Raw genomic sequence first — 23,928 nt, 5'->3', positions numbered from 1 at the left:
TTCCTGTCGGGATCGTGACAGCGCCAGTCGAACCACATCGCTATTATCCCCCACGGATATAGCCTCCGGTAGCTACAGATGGACGAGCAGGTACGGGTGGAGACGCGGGAACTCCTCGACGAACGGCCGGCCCTTCGAGACGACCTGCATGCGATTCTCGACCGCGACGAGGCAGGTCCATGGTCGTTTCAGGATGTCCCCGTCGATTCGGGTGCGTTCGGCGAGATCGTCGCCGCCGGCCTCGTCCGGGAGACCGACGACGGGTATCGACTGCGTGACCGCGAGGCGGTCGCACAGGCGCTGGGCGAGGAGACCACGGCCGACATGCCGACCGACGATGGCTCATCGACGGGCACGACCGACACGAACCGGTCGCCGTCGCTCCCTGCCTTCGAGTGGTCCCTCGACAGACGGCGAGCGGGCACGCTAGCTGGCGCGCTGCTGTTTGTCGTTCTCGTCCGGACGGCGTTGATCTACCCCTCGGTGTTCCGCGAGGGGACGGTCGTACTCGCCGGGAACGACCCCTACATGTACCACGAGGCGGTGGAGATGCTCCTGGCCGACGGGCCGCCAGCGTTCTCCATCAGCGGGCTGGGCGACCTCTCGGTGGAGTTCCTCGCGACGGAGATGCGGACTCACGACACGCTGCTCATCGTCGGCCTCTGGTGGGCCTCGGCCGCGCTTGGCGGACAGGAGGCCGTCGGTACAGTGGTCGCGTGGTACCCCGTCCTCGCGGCGCTCGTCTCTGCGGTGGCCGTCTACGCGATGACATTCCGGGTGACCGACGACGTTCGCTGTGCCATCGCCTCGGTTCTCTTACTCGCCATCACGCCGGCTCACGCCTACCGCACGGCGCTCGGCTTCGGTGATCACCACGCGCTCGACTTCGCGTTGCTGTCGCTGACCGCGCTGGCCGTCCTCGTCGTCTCACGGGAGCGGCTCGATGCCGACGGCTCGTCACTCGGGCTTTCGCCAGCCGGCTGGGCCGCCGTCGTCGGCGGTGGCGTCGCCATCGCGGCCCAGACCGCGGCGTGGCGCGGAGGGCCGCTGCTGCTCTTGCCCATCGCGGTCTACGCCGTCGTCCGGACGTATCTGGACGTGCGGGCCGGTGACAGCCCGGTTCGGACCGTGATACCGCTGCTGGCTCTTCTCGCCGTCGGAGCCGTCCTCTCGCTCGGACTCCACGTCGGCTTTGGCTGGCTCCAGTCCTATCGAGCACTCGCTCCGGCGTTGCTGTTCGGCGGCGTCGTCAGCGTCGTCGCCATCGCGGCGCTGGTCGGACGGTTCGACCTCCCGGCGTGGAGCGTGTTCGTCGGCGACGCCGCCCTCGGCGTCGTCGGCTTCGTCCTTGCGCCGCTACTGGTCCCGTCGGTCGCTTCGGCGGTTACCGAGTTCGGCGCGTACCTCGAAACCTATGGACAGACCAGCATCGCCGAGACGCAGTCGCTGTTCAGCGGGGGGATGGGGAGCATCGTCGCGCCGATATTCCTCTTCGGCCTCCTCTTCTTCCTCGCGGTGCCGTACCTCGCGTGGGTGACCTGGCGACAGGTCTACGACGGGGGCCACCCGGACTGGTTGGTGCTGTCGGCGTACGCGTGGTGGTTCCTCCTCTTGGCGATGGTACAAAATCGCTTTACGGGTGAACTCTCTCCGTTCCTCGCAGTCTTTGCGGGCGTCGCCTTCGTCCATCTGGCCGCGTGGGTCGACATCGTTCGGCCGCCGTCGCTGACCAGTGCGGTCGAAGCCCCGAACCCCGAACTGACAGACAGAACGGTCACCGACGGGGGTATCCGACGACTGGAGTTACCCGACCGTCGGACGGTCGGCTATCTGTTCGTGCTGTTCTTGCTGGTCGGCGGTCTCGGCGTCGTCCAGTCGTCGGTGAAGATGGAGCAGATTGCCGTCGACGACGTGGACTATCAGACCGGGACGTGGCTCGGCGAGTACGCCGACGGGCAGGGCGTGGCCTACCCCGAGAACTACGTCCTGAGTCGGTGGGGGAACAACCGGGCCGACAACTACCTCGTCAACGGCGAGACGGAATCCTACGGCTACGCCCGGGAGAACTACGGCGACTTCGTCAGGTCGACCGACGGATCGGGGTGGTACAGCCAGTTCCGTGAGGACGACGTGGGCTACGTCCTCACGCGAGCCAGTGCTGCCGCGCCCGAATCGTCGGTCCACACGCAACTACACGAACACTACGGGAGCCGAACTGGGAGTCAGGCGGCGCTAGAACACTACCGCGCTATCTACGCCACCGGCAGCGGCGAACGGGTCGTCTCGGCGGTGGTTCCCGGCGCGACAGTGACCGGGAGCGCGACGCCCGGGAGTACCGTCACCGCCGAGACGACGGTGACGCTGCCGCCCGCCAATACCTCCTTCACCTACACACAGCGAGTCGCCGTCGCCGAGAACGGCACCTATCGCTTTACGACGCCGTATCCGGGTGAGTACTCCATCGGTAACCGGACCGTCGAGGTATCCGAAAACGCCGTGCAGAACGGCGAGACGGTCGGGAGCTGAACCGAGGGGCATCGTCAGACTCGGCAGCCGCTCACCGGTCGAGATGCGATTCGACGGTGGCAACCAGTCCGTCGCGGAACTGCTCGCGGCCGCCGGGCTGGCCGCGGTTGGCGAGCTCGTTCCGAAGTCGCTGCTGTCGATCCGGTGAGCGCAGGGCTTCGAGCAGTTTTTCGGTGGCGTCCTCGCGGTCGTCGTACAGCAGGCCGTCGATCTCGCCGACGACCTCTCGCTGGCCGCCGCTGTCGTGGACGAACGGGAGCGATCCCGCGGCGACCATCTCCGCGACGGCGATGCCGTAGTGTTCGAACCGGCGCGCGTGCAGTCCATAGCGATGGGATTCGAGCAGCGAGACCACGTCCTCTCGGGGGAGTCGCCCGTCGAGGGTGACGTAGGGTCTCGACGCGGCCAGTTCGTGCAGGCGTTCTGTGTACGCCTCGTCGCCCGTCGGGCCGACAATGTGGAGGTGGGTTTCGACGCCGGCCTCGCGCACTGCGTCGACGAGTTCGATCAGTTCGTGCTGTCGCTTCAGTGGGTGGAGGCGACCGAGCGAGACGAATCCGGACTCCATGTCGTCCCACGGCGGCGGGTCGAAGGCGGCCGTGTCGACGGGCGGATAGAGAACTTCGGCATCGCGACCGAGCATTTCATTGACGACCGAGGCCGTCCACTCAGAGTTCGTGAGGGTTCGTACGCCGTTCTCAGAGTCTCGGCGTTTGAGTGCCCGACAGACCCGGTGGTACGGCGGGTACAGCGATTCCTCGAAGCGAGTGTCGTACCGTCTCATCGCGTCGGCCGAGAAGTACGGGAAGTGGACGTACTCGACAGCGTCACCGATGGCGAACTCGCCGTGGGTGCAGACGAGCGCGTCGTGTTCTGATTGGTAGCGACGGGCGACCAGTCGCTCGAAGGCGGTCTTTCGCAGCAACGGGAAATCGGAGACGCCGAGGGGGGCCGCGGCGACTGCCGCCCAGTCGACGGCGTCCAAGACGGGCGACGCGACCACGCGCGTCTCGACGGCGTTCGGAATCGCCGCGTCGTAGCGCTCGCTCAGCGCCGCGAGGTCGAGCGTGTCGGTCGTATAGAGTGTCATTCTGTGTCCGGCGTCGGCGAGCGCTGCGACGGCGTGTGCGCCGACTGCTTCGGCCCCGCCGCCGGCGTCGATAGACGCGTGGACGACCCCGATGTCTGCCATCGCCTCTCTGTACCGGGACGGTCCCTATGCCTCTTTCGAGCGTTGCTCGGTCGAGACGGGGTAGTGTGGGAGCGCGGGACGGTACGGTTTTGCCGGTCGGGGGAATACGGCGAGACGACCAGATGGACGTTACGCTCGTCTCGACGCCGCCCGACACCACCTCCGGAACGGGGCAGTACGCCGACGCCCTCGGGACTGAACTGAGAGAGCGGGTGTCTCTCTCTCGTCGATTCCTCCCGACGGACGAAGCGAACCCGCTGCCGTTTCTCCGCCGCGCGCTCGACGCGGGCGACGCCGAGACGGACGTTGTGCACGTCCAGTTCGATTATGTCCTCTTCGGCCCGCTTGGCGCGTTCACGCTGTTTTTCTTCCCGCTTTTGTGGTTGCAGGCCCGCCGTCACGACTTTGCGGTGGTCGTGACGATGCACGAAGTGCTCAACGACGCACTGGTGACGCCGCCGCTCGCCGGAACGAAGGCGCTCTACGCCCGCCTGCTCAACACCGTTATCGCCGCGACGGCCGACCGGCTGGTCTTCCTCTCGGGCGAAGCCGAGGAACGATTCCTCGATAGCGTCGGCGACGTACCCCGAGAGCGCATCGCTCACGGCGTGAACCTTCGGCAGGTTCGGGATATCGACGCCGACGCGGCCAAACGGGAGTTCGGTTACGACCCGGAGACGCCGCTGGTCGTCGAACCGGGCTACGTCAGTCCTCGCAAAGGGAGCGACGTTTTCTGTGATCTCGCGGCGCACTGCCCCGATGTTGCATTCCTGCTGGCCGGCGGGCCGCCCCGAGACCGCCACACGCCGTTCTACGACGAGATCTGTGACCGCGCTCCGTCGAATCTCACGGTGACCGGGAGACTGCCCACTGAGCGGTTCCACGCCGCCATCGCTGCCGCCGATCTCGTCGTCCTCCCCTACAACGAGACCGAACAGACGGGCATCGTCAACGCGGTCAACCAGAGCGGCGTGTTCAACTGGTGTGGGGCCTACGGCGTGCCGGTGATAGCGAGCGACTGCCCGCGCTTTCGAACCCTCCGCGAGCGATGGGACGCGGTTCGACTGTTCGACCCAGCCGATTTGGACGACGCCGAACGTACGCTCCGGGCGGTCCTCGACGACGAAGCCGAACTGGAACGACTCGCTGAAGCTATCGAGGACTACGCACGGGAGCACTCGCTGGCCGCGGCCGCCGACGACCACGTCTCGCTGTACCGGGCGGTGACCGGCCGATGAACGTCGCCTTCGTGACGAACGTCGTCTACCCCTTCGTCACGGGCGGGGCCGAAAAGCGGGTCTACGAGATTGGGACGCGACTCGCCGAGCGAGGACACGACGTAACGGTGTACGGGCGACACTTCTGGGACGGCCCGCGAGAGATGAGCTACGACGGATTGCAGTTGCGAGCCGTCGCCGAGGGACGCGATATCTACACCGACGACCGGCGTTCGATTCCCGAGGCCATCGACTTCGGCGCGCGCCTCGTCGGGCCGCTCCGACGGCACGTCGACGACCACGACCTCGTCGTCGCGTCAGTGTTCCCGTACTTCCCCGTGCTCGCGGCCGCTGCGGCGACGTGGCGACGCGACACGCCGCTCGTGACGACGTGGCACGAGTGCTGGCGCGAATACTGGTGGGAGTATCTCGGCTATCTCGGTGGTGCGGGTATCGCCGTCGAACGCGCGGCCGCTGCCGTCCCACAGCACCCCGTCGCCGTCTCCGGCGTGACCGCCGACCGACTCGCGGGCATCGGGCCAGCCCGCGAAGCCATCGACGTGGTTCACAACGGCGTCGACATCGAGCGAATAACAGGGATCGACCCCGCAACGGAGAGCTTCGACGTGGTGTTCGTCGGCCGACTCATCGAGGCCAAACGGGTCGCGCGGTTGGTGCGAGCGGTGGCGCGACTCGACGGCGTGACCCTCGGCGTCATCGGGGACGGCCCAGAACGCGAGCGACTGGAGGACCTCGCCTCGTCGCTCGACATCGAAGACCGCGTCTCCTTCCTCGGGTTTCTCGACGAGTACGACGACGTGCTCGCCCAGCTGCACGCAACCGAAGTGTTCGCCACCGCCTCGGTTCGGGAGGGCTTCGGCATCACGCTCGTCGAGGCGATGGCCGCCGGCTGTACCGTCGTCGCGGCCGACCATCCGAACTCTGCCGCCGCGGAGGTCGTCGGGAAGGCGGGCTTCCTCACCGACCCGACGGTCACGGGGATGGCCCAGACGCTCCGGCGTGCTCTCGATGGCGACCGGCCGTCCGAGGACCCCCTCGTTCGAGCCCGGTCGTTCGACTGGGAGTGTGTGACCGACGACGCCGAGGCGGTCTATGAACGCGCCATCGACGAGTGACAGAATTACTTCGAGCGGTTCCGAACCGACCCGACGAAGAACGACCCGAACACCGTCTGGATGCCGATGACGACGATGGTGAACGCGAGGATGTCGTGAGTCAGCGCCGGGAGCGCATCGTATCCGGCCGTCAGCCAGCGGAGGACGAGTGACCCGGCGTAGAGCGCGCCGAGGCCGAACAGACCGGCACCGATGGTCAACCCGCGTTCGAGGGTCAGATGCGTGAGTATCCATTCGGTGGTGGGGTCCGAAGGCCGGCGAATCGGGTCGCTCGTCAGCGTCGAGAAGACGCCCAGGCTCGCCACCTGATAGCCGACAATCGCCAATAAGCTGCCAGCGACCATCGAGCGGATGCCGAACCAGACCGGGCCGCTGGACGGTGCGGTGAGTTGCACGTCGAAGAAGGCAAGCGCCATCACGACCACGCCGAGCGTGGTGAGCAGACCGCCGGGGACCGAAAAGAGGTAGCCCGGCGCGTTGACGAGCATGAAGCGGAGGTGTTCCCACCCGTCACGGAAGCTATCGAGCGTCGCGTCGCCGACGCGTTCGTGGTACGTGATGGGGACTTCCTCGATGGTGTATCCCCGCGCGCTCGCGGCCATGATCATCTCGCTCGCGAACTCCATCCCGTCGGTTTCGAGGTCGAGTGCTTCGAGCATCGACCGCCGGATGACGCGAAAGCCGCTGTGGGCGTCGGTGACGCCAGCGCCGTAGAACCGATTGAGGAACGCTGTCAGCGCAGGATTGCCGAGGTACTGATGCAGCGACGGCATCGCGCCGGGCTTGATCTCGCCCGCGAACCGACTGCCGAGCACGAGGTCCGCGTCCGTCGCCATCGCCCGCTCGAACAGTTTGGGGAGTTCCCGGAAATCGTAGGTGGTGTCGGCGTCGCCCATGACGACGTACTCGCCGCGCGCTCGCTCGAAGGCGTAGCGATACGCGTAGCCGTAGCCCGCTCGGTCGGGTTTCAGCACGGTCGCGCCGTGTTCCCGAGCGATGTCGGGCGTGCGGTCGGTCGAACTGTCGCTGACGAGTATCTCGGCGCTGACGCCCAGTTCCGCAATGGCGTCTTCGATGGCGGTGAGACACTCCTCGATGCCCTCCTCCTCGTCCATCGTCGGCAGGACGACACTGAGCGTGGGCGTTCCCTCGCTACCGCCCGTCTCCGAGCGGGCGCGCTCGCGTGCCGACGACGTGTCCGTGGCCATCGTGTCTGTTGGGTGTATTACTACTCCGGGGTATAGGCGTTCTGTTCGTCGGCGTTGCTCGAGTTATCGGTCCGGGGTGGCGCGATGACGGACGACGTACCACGCAACAGCAGCGAGTGTGGTGGCTGCAACTAGCGGCCAGATGTCCGTACTCAGATAGAGTCCCGGACTGGGTGGTTGATACCGTGTCAGCGGCCAGAATACCGACTGTGAGCGGCCGTCGGTGACACGGATCAGCGCGTCGGTGAACAAATGTGTGCTCGCTCCCAGCGCCAGCATGGCGAACGCGCGCCGTCGCTCACCGGGTTCGACGAGTACCGTCCCTACGAGAATGACGAGGAGGACGACGCCGCCGGTCTGGAGGCCGCCCCAGGCGAACGGGACGCCGAGCAGCGCTTCGACCGTCGTAGGCGGGATAATCATCGAGATGTGGTCGAGATCGGGGACGAGCGCGCCGACCATCGAGAGAGTGACGAAGGCGGGGGTGAGCCACGCGTGGCGGTACGCAAGCAGCGTCGCCAGCGCATAGGCCAACAGGACGTGTGTCAGCAGGTCAGGCATCCTCGTCCTCCGTCTCTCGCGGGTCGAATCGCGTGAGCAGCGAAGAGAGTGGGGGCTGTCGTCGCTCTATGAGAACTGCTTGGACGTTGGGTCGCCAATAGCGGAGGCCGCGCCACAGTACCCACAGTCCCGCCAGCAGCGAGAGTACTCGGGTACGCCAGTAGTTGCCCGCGGGCTTTCTGACTGTGTTGATGGCGCTGACCTGGTTCTCGGATTCGAGCGTGCCGTACACCGAGAGAACGTCGCCTTCGGAGAGCGGACGGTTGACGCCAGTCACTCGAAGGTCGAGTGTCGCTCCGCTCTCAGACTGGAGCCGTATCGTGAGCGGTGTCGTCTCGATGACGGGACCGTCGACTGCAATGGGAGCACCAACGAAAGTCGCGGGATTCGGAACGACATCTTCGTTGTCCGCTGGTACACCGAGCCCGGGCGCAGGTGCGAGGCTCCCGAACCAAATGAGACAGCATCCGACCGCTCCGAGTATGAGAATTAAACCGAGAATCCGTCGGTAAGGTGCAATTACCATGTGTTCTCAATCCTACTGCTTCGGGTGTCTTGATACAGACAGGTACCAATAGAGATAAGTTAGATGTTACGTAATTGCCTACAGCGTGGGCACAGTGACAGCGTCGGACCTGCGGCAAGGTCCCGAGATACAGCAGATACAGGTGTCGGTCGTTCTCCCCGTCTACAACGAACAGGGCAATCTAAAGCCCCTCTCCTCCGAACTCGCAGAAGTTCTCGGTGATGAGTACGAAAACTGGGAAGTGTTATTCGTCGACGACGGCTCGACCGACGGTAGTTTCGAGACACTCAAAGAGATTCACGACGCGGACTCGCGATTCAAGGTCGTGAAGTTCCGGGGCAACTTCGGCCAGAGTCCGGCGATCGACGCCGGATTGGACTATGCGGCCGGTGATGTCGTCGTGACGATGGACTCGGACGGCCAGAACGACCCGAGAGACATCCCGAAGATGGTGAACAAACTCGACGAGGGATACGACTGTGTCTCGGGGTGGCGAAAGGAGCGTAACGACCCCTTCAGCAAGCGCCTGTTCTCTCGGTTCGCATCGGGGCTCCGACAGACGTTCCTCGGCACCGAGCTGCACGACTACGGCTGTACCCTCAAAGCGTTTCGCCGACCCGCGGCGAAGGATATCGACCTCTCCGGAGAGATGCACCGCTACATTCCTGCACTACTGAAGTGGCGCGGCTATCGCATCGCCGAGATTGAAGTGAATCACCGACCGCGACGGAACGGCGAGACGAGCTATTCGTGGCAGCGTCTTCCAAAGGGCTTCATGGACCTACTGAACGTCTGGTTCTGGCAGAAGTTTTCCGGTCGACCGCTGCACATCTTCGGCGGGCTCGGAATTCTCTCGATGTTCATCGGGACGCTGGGCGGGATGTATTCGGCGTGGTTGAAGCTCACAGCGGGGGCGAATCTGTCTAATACGGCCCTGCCGCTGTTTGCCGTGTTCATGATAATGATCGGCGTACAGTTCTTCATCTCCGGAATCTTGGCCGATATCGGTATCAAAGGGTATCAGCATGCGAAGAAGGAAGAACCGTATCGAGTGCGGGAAGTCATCGAGTAGAGTAAACTCATACTGAAGCTGTCGTTTATAATAGCATACTGGGAGACGCTCAGAATCAAGTCTATTATCACTGTTGCTCTAAGACACCTGATTAACTAAATGCGAATCTTGGCGCTGAATTACGAATTTCCACCTCTCGGTGGCGGGTACGGTCAGTACCACCTTCTCTGTAAGAAGTTAGCTGAACGAGGCCACGAGGTACGATACGTCACGTCACGTCTCGAAGGACAACCAAAACAAGAACAAGTCGACGGTATCGATGTTCGTCGAGTACTGTCGTTCCGGCGGAATCGCGAAAATGCGACCCTTTTCGAGATGTTCTCGTATATTGTCTCCTCGGCGACTCAACTCTCTCGAATCGTCAAGGATTTCGATCCCGATGTCTGCCACACGTTTTTTGGTATTCCAACTGGTGCCCTCATCTTCCATCCCGCACTTCGAGATGTTCCATCCATTTTGACGTGTCTCGGATCGGACGTCCCTCATCACAACCCCGACAGCTATGACCGACTCTATACCGTCTTGACACCGGTTGTAAAGCAAATTTGGGACGCTCATGATGTCGTGGTAGCGAATAGCGATGGTCTCCGAGAGGAAATACAGCAAATTTCACCTACACAAGAGGTGACGGTGATAAACAACGGAATAAATACTGAGCAGTTTTCGCCGGGGGACCGTACGCAGGGGAACTCCTTCCGACTGCTGTTCGTTGGCCGGTTGATTGAACTCAAAGGTGTCGATCGAGTACTCAAGTTGACTAAGCGACTCAACGAAAAGTCCGCTCACGAATTCTATTTGGACATCGTCGGTGAAGGAGAAGAGTACGAATCGCTGGTCGAATTAGCGCGAACAGAAGGAATCGAACAGTACGTCTCGTTTCACGGATACGTTCCTCACGAAGAGATAGACGACGTTTACAGAAACGCCGACTTCTACGTCCAGTTGTCCGAAGCGGAGGGGATGTCCAATACAGTCATGGAAGCGATGGCCAGCGGTACTGTTCCCGTGATATCGAACGTGAGTGGGACCGACGAACTGATCGACAGCGATGTCGGACGGACAATCGAAGGCCAAATCGACGAGACTGACGTGATGTACCTGTTAGACCTAGTCGCTGACCCAGAGCGCTTCGAATCGCAGAAAGCCAAAGCCAGAGAACGTATTGTAGAGAACTTCGGTAGCGGTCAACTCGCGCGTCGTTATGAAGAGTGTTATACGAGTATCGTCACGGAGAGCCAGGAATGAGGATTGGAATCCAAGCGCGTGAGCTCGCCGGAGATGGCGGAACGAACGTCTATTTCGAGCGCGTGCTCGATGGTCTCGTTGAGCGAATCGACTCCCACGAACTGTTCATCTTCTACAATACCGACCAGGAGCTTTCGTCCGGAAAGGGGAACGTCCACTACGTACAATACGGCACTGAGCATCCGCTGCTCGCGGATCACGTAACGTTGCCTCGGAAAATCCGGCAGTACGACATTGACCGTGTTTGGTTTCCGAAAGGGGTTTTACCGGCGTATTGTCCCGCTGAATCCGTGCTCACGGTCCACGATCTGGGATATTTCGTCGATTCGTCGTTCTATCCACTGGCTGATCGGTTATACATGAAGCAGATGATGAAGCGGTCGTGTGAGAAGGCTGACCGGATAATCGCCATCTCGCAGAGTACGAAAGAGGATATTCTGCGGTATACCGACGCCAACGCAAATGCAATCGAGGTAGTCTACCACGGCGTAGACAGCATTTTCACAGAGTCCTGGTCCAAAAGCCAATTACAGAGCCTTCGAGACGAGCTCGGACTCGACGCTGAAACCATCATCTATGGGGCCAACGTAAGCGAGCGGAAGAACTGGCGACGACTGCTCGAAGCGTTTCGAGAACTCGATATGGACGATTCGCTGCTGGTCTTTACCGGCCCGATCAACGCAGACATCGGCGACGAGTTAGCGTCTGATCCGCGAGTGCGGCATCTCGGAACTATCCCACGTCAGCAGCTACCGGGACTGTATCAGCTCTCGACTGTCCTCGTCTATCCTTCTCTGTACGAAGGCTTTGGGTTGCCAGTTCTGGAGGCGATGGCCAGCGGAACGCCTGTCATCTCATCGAACGTGTCGTCACTACCCGAGGTCGTAGGCGATGCGGGGATTCTGGTCGAGCCATACGATACGGAGCAACTGACCGGTGCTATCGAACGTGTCCTTTCGAACCCCGCACTTAGAACGAGATTGGTAAATCGGGGTTCTTCTCGTGTTAGTTCATTTGGATGGGAGCAGACGGTGGCTCAAACCTCTAACATCATCAGTAGAATATAGCAGCTCAACTACCTAAGGTTAAGATGACCGATCTATCATACTCCTCTCACAAACTGCTTTCCCCTCTTTGTACAGAATGACTTTTCCGTTTGGATCTTTTGACTGAAATACGGCACATTTTTCATTAGCAAATGATCGAAACCTCTGGTTGAGATGGCCAACATCTGAAATTGAATAAGTCGTCACGATCCATACTTGGTTTCGATTTTCCAAGATCTCCTGGAATTGACTATACTCCGAAATTATCATCGCATCACCGATATAGTAATGTTCTCCCTCGATTGAATAGTTCGTAGCGGTCCATGCCCAATAATCCACTTCCTTCTTTGGGTCAAGATATGCGGGCGCGAACTTGGGATTGCCAAAGACTACTATAGTCTCATCATTTTCTGCGTGTTGGTTTACAAACTCATAAGTACTCGATGTATCTTGGCGATAGGAAAAAACCTCTCCGGGTGAATGATGCTTATTTACGTCTTCACCATAGCTAGTTGTAACCACGCCAATGGACTGCCAAACGAATGGGAGTAACAATATAATCAATATAACTGATAATACGGTATCAGAGGGTTGCTCAGGTGCCCACGGGCTTTCGAATGATTTGAGAATGTGCTCAGAAAATATTGCGATTGCGGAAATCAGTATTGGCGTTGTAAACAGATAAGCACGACTGGTACTCACGTCTCGTTTAGCAAAAACTACTGGTATAAATGTAGCTACGCATAGTAAAAGGAAATAACGCATCTTATCACTTGTATCGTAGATTTGGTTTATATATGATAGAGATATGATAGATAGTATGGACAACGACAATATTACTGGGATTGGGTTAAAAATATATAATATATTGTGGATTTGTGGCTCCACTCCAAATGGGATAAACGACCGAATCTGTGCCAAAATACTAACTACCCCCTCTGAGGTTGATTCTGTAGCTTGACTTTGGATGGCAGTTGTATACTGCCAGTACGACTTACTCGCCACTAATTTTGAAAGTACAATTGCTATTCCGATTCCACAGATTGGAATAACATAATATATTTGACTCCAATCTATTTGCTTATGAGAAGAAGTCTTAAAACTGCTCAGTGAGGATATGTTTTTCACGGCATCACTGAGCAAGATGGTGAGAAATGCGTACAGAATAACCACCTGTCCGGTCTGATGACTAAGAACGGCGCAAATCCCAGAAATAGTCAAGACAATCACTCTCTCTTTTGAATAGTTGTTATTTATGTATGAATCAGAGAAATAATACAGCGTGACAGTAATGAAAAAGACCGCTATAATATAGGACCGTGCAAATTGCGAGTATGAGATATACCACGGGTGAAACGCTGTAATTGATGCAGCAACTACTCCTGCTCTCGAAGTTGAGATCGTACGAACAAATAGATAAATAGCTAAGATTAGACCAGTCCCAGCTAATACACTCGGTAATCTTACTGCAAATTCGTTATGACCGAAAACTGCCATTGAGCCAGCTGTTAAATATAAGTGCAATAAGTCGCGACTGTACAGGTAACCGCTATCAAGCAGTGGAAGGCCCGTTTGGAGAATATTTTCAGCGGTTATGAATACTTGCCCCTCATCTGCCCAGAGGCTTAGCGTCCAAAACCCCCAAAATCGAAGGATTGCCCCAAGCGCGGTTATTATAAATAGAGCTACGAACTCGGGCTTGGCTTTCTTTAGACTATCTATAGTTTGCATTTTTATTTCACTGTTATCGTTCAGTCCCGCGATTGTATCTGTAGATAATCATAAATTCGCCACACGTAAGACGTTATTAGGCTTACTTCGATATTGGCTGATAAGTGATTTGAGTCAATAACGCTAATAAGGGTTATTCTTTAGATATTTATATCTCCGAGCCTCTCCATAATATAACTAAATTAAGAATATCTATATTAGAATTTCTGCGATATCTTGGAAAGCAACCTTGGAAAGAGTCTCTAGTTCTTCCTTTTCTTTATGATTTCTCCCATCTATTGATTTAACAATTCTTGGCACTGAGTCAATATCTGACAATAACGTTCTACTTCGATTTGAAATGAGATTATTGAACTCGCTCACTTTCGGCTCGTACTCAATTGAGACAAACGGTGTCTTGGATTTATACGCAAATATCGCACTGTGCATAGGGATGCAGACCGCGATGTCGAACTCTGATATGAGAGCGATATGTTCCTCGCCGCGCAAGTTATTCTCAGCGAATAACAGATGGCACCCGTTGATTTCTGATGCGATTTCTCGTGCATGGTCCTGTTCAGTGACTGTTTCGCCGATGAAAACATCGTATTGCTCAGTGAGGTCTCGAATGCTCTCGATTACTTGTGACCTCACTGAGCTCCGCTCTACAACTGAGTTGACAAAGAAGACCAACCGCTCAGCCTGTTGTTGCTTCGAAGAAACAGCCGAAAGCACTTGGCTCACAGCCCCACTATACTTCTCTTCTAATAGTAGAGCAGGATCTGGTCTGAAGTGAATCTGTTCGTCGGCAATCGACCCAAATACCTGTTCTGAGAGGTGATCACGTACGGAAATGTAATCCGAACGTTGCAGGATATTCTTTGTTAGCCACGTCGCGACGCGATTCATCCGATGTGCACCGACACAGAATAGCGCGGTCGGCGTCCCGACTTGATTTGAATAGCGTGCAATCGGGTCGATATTGATGACGTGGTTGTAAAATGGATTGTAGATCCTCCGATCGAAAAATAATCCACCCCCACCTATCAGTACGATATCTGAGTCTTTTATCGATTTAGAACTCTCAAAATTTAGATAATTAGTGGGTGATTTGATGTAGTTGATGTGCTCTCCTTTTTCGAACTGCCGCAGGTATGACGGGTTTTTCGTAGGTATATTGAATTGAACATCGCCGATCGCTCTTTTGAGGTTGGCCATCATTGAGTGGAGAATAGCCAAGTCTCCCTTGTTTCTCCCACTATGTGCTCCGAAAATAGTAACTTCAGTTCCTCTCATACTATTCGATACTGTATCCGTGGTATAGGAGGCAAAAATACTTTATCGCCTTCTAATGACTGACCGAAGTTTGAAACTGCTGAACTGCTTTATTGACTCGTATCCTGATAGCAGAGTATAGGGAAGGTACGAGACCGATGTGCCGAGTGCTGCACCGACTGCACCGTATCTTGGAATAAGAAAGAGATTCAACAGTATATTCGACGCTATCATAAGTACGACGAATATGGCACGCTTACGAGCTAAGCCACGATAATTCAGGAATTGACCAAACAATATCGAGTACGAGCCACAGAACACGTATATCGAAAGCACTTGCAGCGGTAAGACTGACTCTCTGAACTCTGAACCAAATATCTGCGGTAAAACCAGCGGACTCAATAGTACTAAACCTACGCAGAGAGGAAAATATACGGCAGTATTCACACGCAAGAGCGAACTGAAAACGGAATGTTTCTCGTCAGATTCTATTTGGTCGGAATCTGACGTTGCGAAGACCGGCATCGCCCCTCCCGCTACTGCTAAGGCAATGTGTGGAAATTTCGTCACGATTCGCTTGGCTAAAGAGTATTCTCCTAATTCAGTATCACTCGCAAGCGCCCCAAGCATCAGAATATCAATCTCAGTCATTATGATAAATCCAACAGATATCAAAATGAGTGGAATACTATATCCGAATATATTTCTCAAAGTTTCTCCGTCTAAGGAAGTAGACTGAATAGTGACAGAGCTTTTCTCAGATTTATTTTTGATCAGCCGATATACGAGAACTGTACCGACGAGGGACGCAAGGGCAAACGAAGAGATGAAAGCTAGAACTACGGCTTCGGGACTAACTTGCTGTAATATAAAAAATAGTAGTACTACTATTGTGAGTTTCGAGAAGTGTTCTACGGTCGTCATGAAGAATAACGCACGCAGATTGTGGAGCCCCCTCGAAAGACTCTTCATCAGTTGAGTCACTCCTTGAAAGACGATTACCGGTACTGCAAGTACCAATAAGCCTCCAATTTGGGGATGTCCTAGTAAACCCGCTAACCGATTTCCAAGAGAAAATAGAAGAACTGCAAACAGTAAACTAACTGCTATTCGAAGGAAAATGGCATTTAGAAACACCGAGCGTGTTTGTACACCGTCTTCAAATTCGGCGATATACCGTTCTGCTGAACGGTTAACCCCAAGGTATGAAATAGTGACGAATATTGTGAATAAAGAGAGGAATAAAGACCACTGACCGTACCCTTGGACGCCTAACGATTTCGAGACAACGTATACGAACCCGTAATAAAGAACAAACGAGACTGCCTTTGATGCAAAACTCCAAGAGATCTCAGTCCTCAAACGCTGATAGATTGACTCATCCATCTATTCCTGAACTCTGTAGTAAAGTCCGAGCGCAGACAGGAATTAAACCTACGGGTTCCAATATGGTATATCTACAAATAATGTACTGTCTTGACTGCAGTATTTTGATAGATAATATAAACCCAAAAATAGCTCCTGAGCGCTTGTACCGGTTCAGGAGCAGAATCAACAACGCTAGTGAGAAACCAGTTTAATACAAATGCTTCTTGGCCCTGGTTCAGTCGAATTGAGTAATTCTCTCCGTAATGGGGTTCTACTCTCTCAGAATTGTCACTCCTGCTCAGAGGTTTCCTGTTCTCGGGACATTCAACATTTGAATAGTCCGTTTTGGTGGTTGTCGTGAAATTTCTTCTCCTTACCCGCGAATTCCCCCCCAACGTCATCGGTGGCGTCGCCTACCACGCCTACAACCTCGCACACACGCTCACCGAAAACCACGACGTGACGGTCCTCACGACAAGCGCAGGCGACCACACCGACAACCTTCCACTCAACCACACCGAGGTTATCCGACTCGACTGCCCAACGCGGGGTAGCCCCCGATTCTGGTTCGACCGCGCAGTCCGAACCCACCTAGAAAACACCGACCTCCTCGATGGCGTGGACGTGATCCACAGCCACGAGTACGTCCGCTTCGACCATCTCGACACCGACGTCCCAACAATCCTCAAGGTCCACTTCAACATCGAGAAGAAGTTCGAATTCTTCCCGCTCGACGAGTACCACCCCGCAATCCGACCGCTGGTCGCTGGCGCACTCGACTACGGCATCGCTCCGCTAGAACGCTCGCTCGCTCGTCAGTCACTCGAAGCTGCGGACGGCCGGATCTTCATCAGCGAGCTCACCGAACGGCTGCGAGCAGACCGGGCCACGAAACCGAACCGAGTGGTCTACAACGGCGTCGACTGCGAGCGGTTCGCGCCCGGCGAAACCGACGACAATGGCTACTACCTCTTCGTCGGGGGGACACAGCACCGCAAAGGCTACCGCCAACTCCTCGATGCGTCGAAACAGATCGACCGCGAACTCAAGATTGCTGGCGCTGAGCGACCCGACGACGAATCGATTCCCGAGAACGTCGAATTTCTCGGCCACGTTCCCCAATCAGAACTCCCAGAGCGATACCGCAACGCCAGCGCGCTCGTCCACCCGGCGCTGTACGAACCGTTCGGGAATATCGTCCTCGAATCGCTGGCTTGCGGAACACCGGTCGTCGTCTCGAATCCCGAGCACTGCGGCGCGGCCGAAATCCTCTCCGAAGACGTGGGAACGACTATCGACCCGACGGACGACTCGCTCCACGAAACTCTCCGAACCTTCGACCCGACAGCCTACGACACGAGCGACTGTCGCGCACTCGCCGAACAGTATACGTGGGGCGACGTTGCCGACGAGACAGTGGCGTTCGCACGAGAACTCTTAGACTGAGCACCACCGAATTCAGGTCGCTGCCGACTCGTTCTCGCTCGCGTCGTAGTAGTACACCTTCATGTTGACCCACGACTCGTTGCCCCGACGCTCGAACTCCTCGCGGACGAGTTCGCGTGCTTCGGGCGAGGTGAAGCTATAGTCGAACTTCTTGCCCGCGAAGAGCCACACGTCACGGTCGCCCTCCAAGAGCTTCCTGATGTCGGCGGTCTCGTTCAGGAAGACCGCACCCGTCCGCGTGTGGACGTACTGGCCGTCACGAAATGCCGCCGAACTGACGCCGTTCTGTCTGAAGAAGTAGTCCGTCTCGCCGTAGTACCACATCGAGAGTTCGGGTCGCGTTGAGGCGATGGCGTCGTCCTCGTCGGCGTGCTCTCTCACCCACTCGCTGGCTTTCTCCCAGTCGGAACGCTCGGGATGAGCGGGGGGATCGTACAGCGAAGCGGTCACGCCGTAGGCGGCGATGGGCGAGGCCACCACGAGGACGACGAGTATCGGTGCGAGGTAACACAGCCCTGATTCGAACAGTGACAGCGACCCGTCGGCAGTCACCGACCGCCACGCCCGCCGCAGGACGAGCGTTATCGAGTAGAGGCCAAAGAACGCCAACAGGGGAAAGAGATGGTAGATGTATCGCGGAGCCTTCTTCGGGACCAACGTGGCGACGGCCAGCGGCAGGAGAAACGCCAGGACGAGCAGTCGCCCGGTCTCGTGTTTTCGCCAGACGTACGCCATCCCCGGCCACGAGAGCGCGCCGAGTATCGGGTAGTGGACGACGACGACCTTGCCGTAATACAGCGGTCCTCTGTCCGGCCACGTCTCGCTGATGGTGTGGAGCAGAACGCCCGGAACGCCCCGAAGCGCGATGAACACGCCTGCGGTGAGCGTCGCCCCCGCCGCGAGGACCAACAGGCGCGCTGTCTTCGCGTCCATCGCGTCGAGCGTGTACTCGTCGATCGCGCGCAGTCGCGGGACGAGTTGAATGACGAAAAAGGTCAGAACGCTCGCACCCAGCGCGAGGTAGCTCTGGTGTGTGTAATAGCCAAGTACCACGAACACCGCGAGAAGGTAGGGATAGACGCTGGTGAGTCGCAACTCGGCTTCGCCGTACCACCGCACTAAGATGTACACCGAACAGAGGTAGACGAACAGAAGCGGGGCGTACATTCGCGCCTCGCGCGACCAGACGAGGATGACAGGGTCGAATGCGAGAAATGCGGCGAGCAGAAAGCCGAGTAATCGGTCGTACCGGCGGCCGAGCAGATAGCCGACACCGATGGAGAGCGTCCCGTAGACGACGCTCGGGAGCCGCGCGGCGAACTCCGTTCGGCCCAGCCAGTCGAACGCCACTGACATCGGCAGTGACGTGGTCAGCCACGCCCGGCGATACGGCGAGGACGGACCGATAGGGTCCGAGAAGCCGTTTCCATTGAGGTAGTTCCACGCCGCCCAGCTGTTGTACGCCTCGTCGATCCAGAGCGGGGCAACGCCGAGACGACGGAGTCGGAAGGAGACACCCAGCAGAACGATCGCCGCGAGAACGAGCGCGTAAAAGAGCGTCTGCCTGTTCCAGTCGCGCCCGAACTCGTCGAGACGCGACCGAGTTCTCCCGGAGAGCCGGGCGAGTGTCGAGCCGTCCATGCTGCTGTTAGTGGGGTGAGGTAGCTACCGGATAAAAAGGGTTTCATGGACTGAGCAGTCGTGGCCGCGCTTCGATAGCTATACGTCTACGTCTCGATGGCCTGCACGCTCCAGTCGAGATACGCCGAGACGGGGGCCGGAAGTCGGTCGATGACGGGTCGAAGCTCTTCGCCAGTGACGACGCCTGTTCGGAGTGCAGTGACGCCGTAGACGAGGCCGCCAAGCGGGGGGACGACTACCAGAGCGAGAATCCCGTCGCCGAGCAGTATCGGGAGTCCGAAGACGACCGGTGCCGTCAGGAGTCCCGCCGCTGCGATACCACCAGCCCGGAGGTCACCGAGCGGGTCGAAGCCGACTCGTCGGGCGCTCAGGACGTGTAAGAGAAGCATCGAGCCGTAGCTCACGCTCGTCGCCGCGGCGGCTCCGTACATGCCGTAGCGCGGGATCAGTAGCAGGTTCAGACAGATGTTCAGCGCGGCCGCGACGGCGGTGGCGACGACGAGTATCCGTAGATCTCCTTTCCCCTGTCCAATGGCGAAGATGGGGCGGGCAACGGCGAAGCCAAACGCGCCGGGGAGCAAGAGGAGAATCGCGTCGCTGGCGACGGCGAACTCCCTGCCGAAGTACAGCGGGACGAACGCGTCGACGAGGCCGGCAATACCGAGCGCCACCAAGAGCGCGAGCGCGGCCGTATAGCGAGTTGCCCGCGAAGCGACCCGAGAGATAGCCTCGTGTTTGTCGTCGGCCCATAGCTCCGCCGTCGACTGTAAGAGGACCATCTGCAAGGCGAAGGGGACGAACCAGACGAACTCCGCGATGAGTAACGCCGCCCGGTAGTAGCCGGTCGCCTGATTCCCGCTGAAGGGCTGGAGCAACAGGATGTCGACGTGGTACAGCGATGTCATCAGCAGCGTCAGCACGACGCTCAGTACGTTGAACGAGAGCAGTTCGTTACGAGGCACCGGTTCGGCGGCTCGTCGCCACAATGCGGCGACATCGAGTTCCCGAGCGACCAGGAGGAACGCCACCGTCGCTACGGTGAACGTCGCCGCGATATGGCCAGCCAGTACCCCAGCGACGCCCAACCCGCTCGCGGCCAGCGCGACGCCGACGACGCCGAACAGTGCCTTCTGGACGACGAACAGCGGTTCGCTGTAGTGTTCGAGACCGAGTCCCATCAGCGTACTCCGCGCCGTCAGGAACAGTTGTCTGCCGACGAGCAACAGCGCCAAGAGGTAGATGTACGGTTCGAACTGCGTTCCGAGCGTTTTGGCGACGACACCGACCTCGACGGCGAGGACGAGACTACCCGCGACGACGAACGCGGTGGCGAGCGAGAGTCGCGTGTAGAAGCCGAAGACGGACGCGGGCCACTTCTCCGAGCGCTTCTCGGCGATGAACTTCCGGACACCGTCACTGATACCAGCGTTGCTCACGACGACGAGAATACCCAGTAAGGAGAGGACGACCGAATACGCGCCGTAGCCTCCGCTCCCGAGAAGTCGAACGACGACGGGCGTAATGAGCAATCCCAACAGCAACGCGCCCACCTCGCCGGAGAGAATCGAGAGGAAGCCACGGGCGATACGCCGGTCGTTCTCGGCCATCGACTGCGTGGTTGCGAGGCGACTGGCATATAGCAACCGTCTCGTCGATACATCGGTCTCGTCAGTGACTGCCTTCGAGAAGAAGGAAAGTATGCGACCTAGGATGCTCGACGCGTAGCTGAATCACTGTCTGTTTCTACTGGGCTCTCTGGTGATGCAGGACGCGGCTCGGTGGTCCGAGATAGCGCGTCACTATCCTTACGACTGGCATTACTGAGAACGTCCACCTCGTACTCACTCGCCCGCACTCGAAGTGGGAACCAGCCTTCTTCGTCGATACCGAGCAACCCTTCCGAATAGCCGTCTTCGTCGTTGCCTGCCTTCGCCGAGCGGACCCAGTTCACCTCGCGCTCGCTCAACCCGAACCACTTGGCTAACTGCTCGGCCGCTTCGTCGACACGATGGATAAGTCTCATCGAGCAGAGATTCGCGATCGTCCGGGCCTCGGGCGTGAGCGAGAATTCGCCGCCCGTCTGCGTGATGAACTGCAAAGAGAGGTCGTAGTGTCGGCTGTGTCGCACGGCGGTCTCCAGAAAGCCCAGTGAAGTCGAATCGCTCATCAGGTAGTGGGCTTCATCGATGACGAAGACGACGCGCTTGTCGGTCTGTTTGGCGCGTTCGTACACCGCGTTGAACAACACCTGCATCATCAGACTCGTCTCGGTCCGACCGCGGGTTCCCTCCTCTTGATGGAGATCGAGGTAGATGACGTCGTTGTCGAGGTCGAACTCCGTGGGACGTGCGAGGTTCGCCAAGTCGCCACCCTCACGGAACGACGGCCGAAGGTCGATGAGCAGGGACTGGACGTCCTCTCGGACTCGCTCTCGTTCGCCGTCGGTGACGTAGCCGAATGCACTGGGGTCCTCCAACAGATCTTCGAGGACGACGATAACGTCGCGAACCGTCGGCGAGGGATTCCCGTGGGTCTGTGGGTCCTGTGTGATTCCCTGTCGCTCGTAGGCTTCCTGCACTGCTCTCCGAAGCGTCTGTTTGCGGTCGTCGAGCGGGCTGCTGGCGACGTGGGTAAAGAACGTCTCGAAGAAGGTGAGCACCCACGCGATCTGCTCGGACCACGGGTCGATATCTGGAACGGCATCCAGAACTTCGCGTGGCGTCGGCTGCAACTCTAGTGGATTGAAGCCGCGAGAGCCGCCGACAGTGACGCGCTCGCCGCCCAGCGCCTCGTTGACGGTGGCGAAGCCTTCCAGTGGGTCAAGCATCACCAGCATGGTATCCTCGTCGTACATCGCGCGGCGAACCAGCTGCAGTTTCGTCGAGAACGACTTCCCGGCACCGAGCTTCCCGATGACCATCATGCAGTAGCCCGTTTCCCGGGAGAACCGGTCGAGGATGAGCGGGCTCTCGTTCAGCGCGTAGGTCCCATACTCGATACCGGGTTCAGCGAGCGCTCCGGCGACGAAGGGAAACATCGCACCCACAGCGGCACTCAGCATCGGCGTCTTCGTATCGAGTTGCTGGTTCAGTTGATCGACGCCGACCGGACTGGTAGCAGTCAGCGCATCCATCTGTGCCCAGCGTGGCGTCACGGGCGTCAGATTCGCTGGAGCGCGGCGTGCCGTACTCACCACGCCGTCGACATCGGGCACGTCCTCATTCTCATCGCGGACGGTCAGGTACATCGAAACGTCGAACGCTTTCATCGGTGTGTTCCTGAGTACGTCGTAGAGCTCTTGGTGGTCCGCGAGATCCTTTTGTATCCCTCTGGCTCCGGCTCGGCGTTTCTCGCTCAGATACTCGGCGTCCGCCTCCAAGTCTTCGATCCGGTTCTCCAGCGAATTGAGCGTCGATGCCGTATCCCGCGGGTCGATGTGGAGCGAGATATCTGTCTCTCTCGTCTCCGCCGTCGAGTACAGCGTCTCGAAGATACCGTCTCGCGGCGCGTCCGGGAATTCTGCGACCCAGAGGGTGCGAGCCCAGTTGTCGCCCGTTCGAACTGCGGTGGCCGTTCGCTCGATCGCGTCCGGCCCGAGGATCGACTGGTGGATGTCTGCGGGGTCGTTCAGCGGCTGGTCGGTGGGCCGATACGCAACGGCTAGCTCTGAACTCTGCTCGGACTCCTCCGCTGTCTCCTCAGTCGACGAGTTCTTGCCGACGAATGGCAGGAATTCGAAGTTCATCGCGTCCCTCCGACGAGTGGTCGTGTCCGAAGCGCCTCGCCTATCTCGCCGTATTCGACTGCTTCTCCCGTCCAGAACTCGCTCACGAGTCGCGCGGCCGCACCAGCGTCGATACGGCTCGCTTGACAGCCATCGATATCACGAATCCCAGATTCGACACGGCGTGCCCGCTCTTCGAGTGCCTCAAACATTGTTTCTCGTTGCACTTCGAGTGGTGGTGCGTTCCACGCCTGGACGAAGAGGCCGAGTATGGGTATTCCAGCGAGCGTATCGAGGATGCTTTCGCGTTCGAAGCGGACCTCCGAAGGCGTGACCGAGACGACGACGTAGTGATCACGGATCGTCATCTGTCGAGCGTCGAGGTCGCGTACGTACCACTCGACGTAGTTGTCGATGAGCGCGGCGAGTCGCGGGTTCGCTTTCACGTCCGGATCACGTCGACGCTCGCGGTAGTGGTTCAGATAGGTATCGACGGGAAACGCCTGCGTCGTCGAGAAGATTTGGAGGGGAAACGTCACGGCAGTGTTCAGGAAGTCCTGAAAAGCCGTTGCCTTCGCTGCCCACTCCTTGTCGGTTGCCAGCGCCATCGGAGGGGGCAGGACCTGCACGAACGCCAGGAGTGCGCCGTCTCGTCGTTCGAGAACGTCACGCTCCGGATACACTCGCTCGATTTGTGTGTATGCTTTCGCGCTCTCGTGGCCTTCCTGTCGGTCCTGCCCTCGAAAGCTAAGCATCAGCATGACCCAGTCGAGACTCGTCGTATACTCCGGTGTGAGGTAAACGAACAGGACACCGACGCCGATGGCAAGTGCGGCCAGTGGAAGCGTCAGCCCCTGAATCGGATACCCCCCGAGAGTGAGCGAGGAGGGGAGCAGTATCTGTGTGAGCAAGATAACGACGACGCCTGGAAAGAGCGCGACCGCTGCATCCGTGAGGGTGTACGAACCGATTAGTTTCGCGTCTGTACCGAGTGACTTGGGGATTCGCTTTGCGGGTTGATGACTACTCATATCT

18 protein-coding genes are annotated in these 23,928 nt (G+C 58.3%); 7 read left to right on the top strand and 11 right to left on the bottom strand.

The features are described 5' to 3' along the window. Positions 1–78 precede the first annotated feature (78 nt). Positions 79–2,526: an STT3 domain-containing protein gene (locus tag E4S61_RS09860; protein WP_135303759.1), complete on the top strand. Its 2,448-nt coding sequence runs from the start codon at positions 79–81 to the stop codon at positions 2,524–2,526. Between the two features lie 31 nt (positions 2,527–2,557). On the opposite strand, the gene E4S61_RS09855 is transcribed toward E4S61_RS09860, so the two are convergent. Next, positions 2,558–3,718, bottom strand: a complete 1,161-nt coding sequence (locus E4S61_RS09855) for a glycosyltransferase (RefSeq protein WP_135303758.1) — start codon at positions 3,716–3,718, stop codon at positions 2,558–2,560. A 122-nt stretch (positions 3,719–3,840) separates the two neighbouring features. Between E4S61_RS09855 and E4S61_RS09850 the strand changes: the two genes are divergently transcribed. Together E4S61_RS09850 and E4S61_RS09845 are read left to right on the top strand one after the other, a co-directional pair. Continuing rightward, positions 3,841–4,956: a glycosyltransferase gene (locus tag E4S61_RS09850; RefSeq protein WP_167768463.1), complete on the top strand. Its 1,116-nt coding sequence runs from the start codon at positions 3,841–3,843 to the stop codon at positions 4,954–4,956. Continuing rightward, on the top strand, positions 4,953–6,071 hold the full coding sequence (locus E4S61_RS09845; protein ID WP_135303756.1) for a glycosyltransferase family 4 protein: 1,119 nt from the start codon (positions 4,953–4,955) through the stop codon (positions 6,069–6,071). Before E4S61_RS09850 ends, E4S61_RS09845 begins: the two co-directional genes overlap by 4 nt. A gap of 5 nt (positions 6,072–6,076) precedes the next feature. Here E4S61_RS09845 and E4S61_RS09840 read toward each other — a convergent pair whose 3' ends face one another. From E4S61_RS09840 to E4S61_RS09830, 3 genes are all read right to left on the bottom strand, one after another. Next, complete coding sequence (locus E4S61_RS09840) at positions 6,077–7,279, bottom strand: glycosyltransferase family 2 protein (RefSeq protein ID WP_135303755.1); 1,203 nt, start codon at positions 7,277–7,279, stop codon at positions 6,077–6,079. Between the two features lie 63 nt (positions 7,280–7,342). Continuing rightward, positions 7,343–7,840, bottom strand: coding sequence for a metal-dependent hydrolase (locus E4S61_RS09835; RefSeq protein WP_135303754.1), 498 nt, complete (start codon positions 7,838–7,840; stop codon positions 7,343–7,345). Further along, entirely contained in the window at positions 7,833–8,366 is a 534-nt protein-coding gene (locus tag E4S61_RS09830) for a hypothetical protein (protein WP_135303753.1), read from the bottom strand. The genes E4S61_RS09835 and E4S61_RS09830 overlap by 8 nt, the downstream gene beginning before the upstream one ends. Positions 8,367–8,451: 85 nt before the next feature. Here E4S61_RS09830 and E4S61_RS09825 point away from each other — a divergent pair, with 85 nt between their 5' ends. The 3 genes from E4S61_RS09825 (at position 8,452) to E4S61_RS09815 (ending at position 11,750) form a co-directional block, all read left to right on the top strand. Further along, positions 8,452–9,438, top strand: a complete 987-nt coding sequence (locus E4S61_RS09825; RefSeq protein WP_209309476.1) for a glycosyltransferase family 2 protein — start codon at positions 8,452–8,454, stop codon at positions 9,436–9,438. A 99-nt stretch (positions 9,439–9,537) separates the two neighbouring features. Continuing rightward, entirely contained in the window at positions 9,538–10,683 is a 1,146-nt protein-coding gene (locus E4S61_RS09820) for a glycosyltransferase family 4 protein (RefSeq protein WP_135303752.1), read from the top strand. After that, positions 10,680–11,750 (top strand): glycosyltransferase family 4 protein, encoded by a 1,071-nt coding sequence (locus E4S61_RS09815; protein ID WP_209309475.1) that lies wholly within the window; start codon positions 10,680–10,682, stop codon positions 11,748–11,750. The genes E4S61_RS09820 and E4S61_RS09815 overlap by 4 nt, the downstream gene beginning before the upstream one ends. An 18-nt stretch (positions 11,751–11,768) precedes the next feature. On the opposite strand, the gene E4S61_RS09810 is transcribed toward E4S61_RS09815, so the two are convergent. The 3 genes from E4S61_RS09810 to E4S61_RS09800 form a co-directional block, all read right to left on the bottom strand. Further along, positions 11,769–13,460 carry an ArnT family glycosyltransferase gene (locus E4S61_RS09810; RefSeq protein WP_135303750.1) on the bottom strand — a complete coding sequence of 564 codons (1,692 nt, stop codon included), beginning with the start codon at positions 13,458–13,460 and terminating at the stop codon, positions 11,769–11,771. A 192-nt stretch (positions 13,461–13,652) separates the two neighbouring features. Continuing rightward, entirely contained in the window at positions 13,653–14,735 is a 1,083-nt protein-coding gene (locus E4S61_RS09805; protein WP_135303749.1) for a polysaccharide pyruvyl transferase family protein, read from the bottom strand. Positions 14,736–14,777: 42 nt separating this feature from the next. Beyond that, positions 14,778–16,100: a flippase gene (locus E4S61_RS09800; protein ID WP_135303748.1), complete on the bottom strand. Its 1,323-nt coding sequence runs from the start codon at positions 16,098–16,100 to the stop codon at positions 14,778–14,780. A gap of 339 nt (positions 16,101–16,439) precedes the next feature. Here E4S61_RS09800 and E4S61_RS09795 point away from each other — a divergent pair, with 339 nt between their 5' ends. After that, entirely contained in the window at positions 16,440–17,528 is a 1,089-nt protein-coding gene (locus E4S61_RS09795) for a glycosyltransferase family 4 protein (protein WP_167768462.1), read from the top strand. A gap of 12 nt (positions 17,529–17,540) precedes the next feature. Here the strand turns inward: E4S61_RS09795 and E4S61_RS09790 are convergent, their stop codons facing one another. The 4 genes from E4S61_RS09790 to E4S61_RS09775 form a co-directional block, all read right to left on the bottom strand. Then, a complete protein-coding gene (locus E4S61_RS09790; RefSeq protein ID WP_135303746.1) occupies positions 17,541–19,169 on the bottom strand; it encodes a glycosyltransferase family 39 protein in 1,629 nt (542 codons plus the stop codon). 86 nt (positions 19,170–19,255) lie between these two features. Beyond that, positions 19,256–20,776 (bottom strand): oligosaccharide flippase family protein, encoded by a 1,521-nt coding sequence (locus E4S61_RS09785; RefSeq protein ID WP_135303745.1) that lies wholly within the window; start codon positions 20,774–20,776, stop codon positions 19,256–19,258. A 98-nt stretch (positions 20,777–20,874) separates the two neighbouring features. Then, a complete protein-coding gene (locus E4S61_RS09780; protein WP_135303744.1) occupies positions 20,875–22,914 on the bottom strand; it encodes a VirB4 family type IV secretion system protein in 2,040 nt (679 codons plus the stop codon). Then, a complete protein-coding gene (locus E4S61_RS09775) occupies positions 22,911–23,924 on the bottom strand; it encodes a hypothetical protein (RefSeq protein ID WP_135303743.1) in 1,014 nt (337 codons plus the stop codon). Before E4S61_RS09775 ends, E4S61_RS09780 begins: the two co-directional genes overlap by 4 nt. Between the last annotated feature and the right edge of the window lie 4 nt (positions 23,925–23,928).

Origin of the sequence: Haloarcula amylovorans (assembly GCF_004681185.1) — an archaeon.
Taxonomy (GTDB): Archaea; Halobacteriota; Halobacteria; order Halobacteriales; family Haloarculaceae; genus Haloarcula; species Haloarcula amylovorans.
Note: the sequence above shows the minus strand (reverse complement) of the source record. Positions and strands in the feature narration are given on the sequence as shown.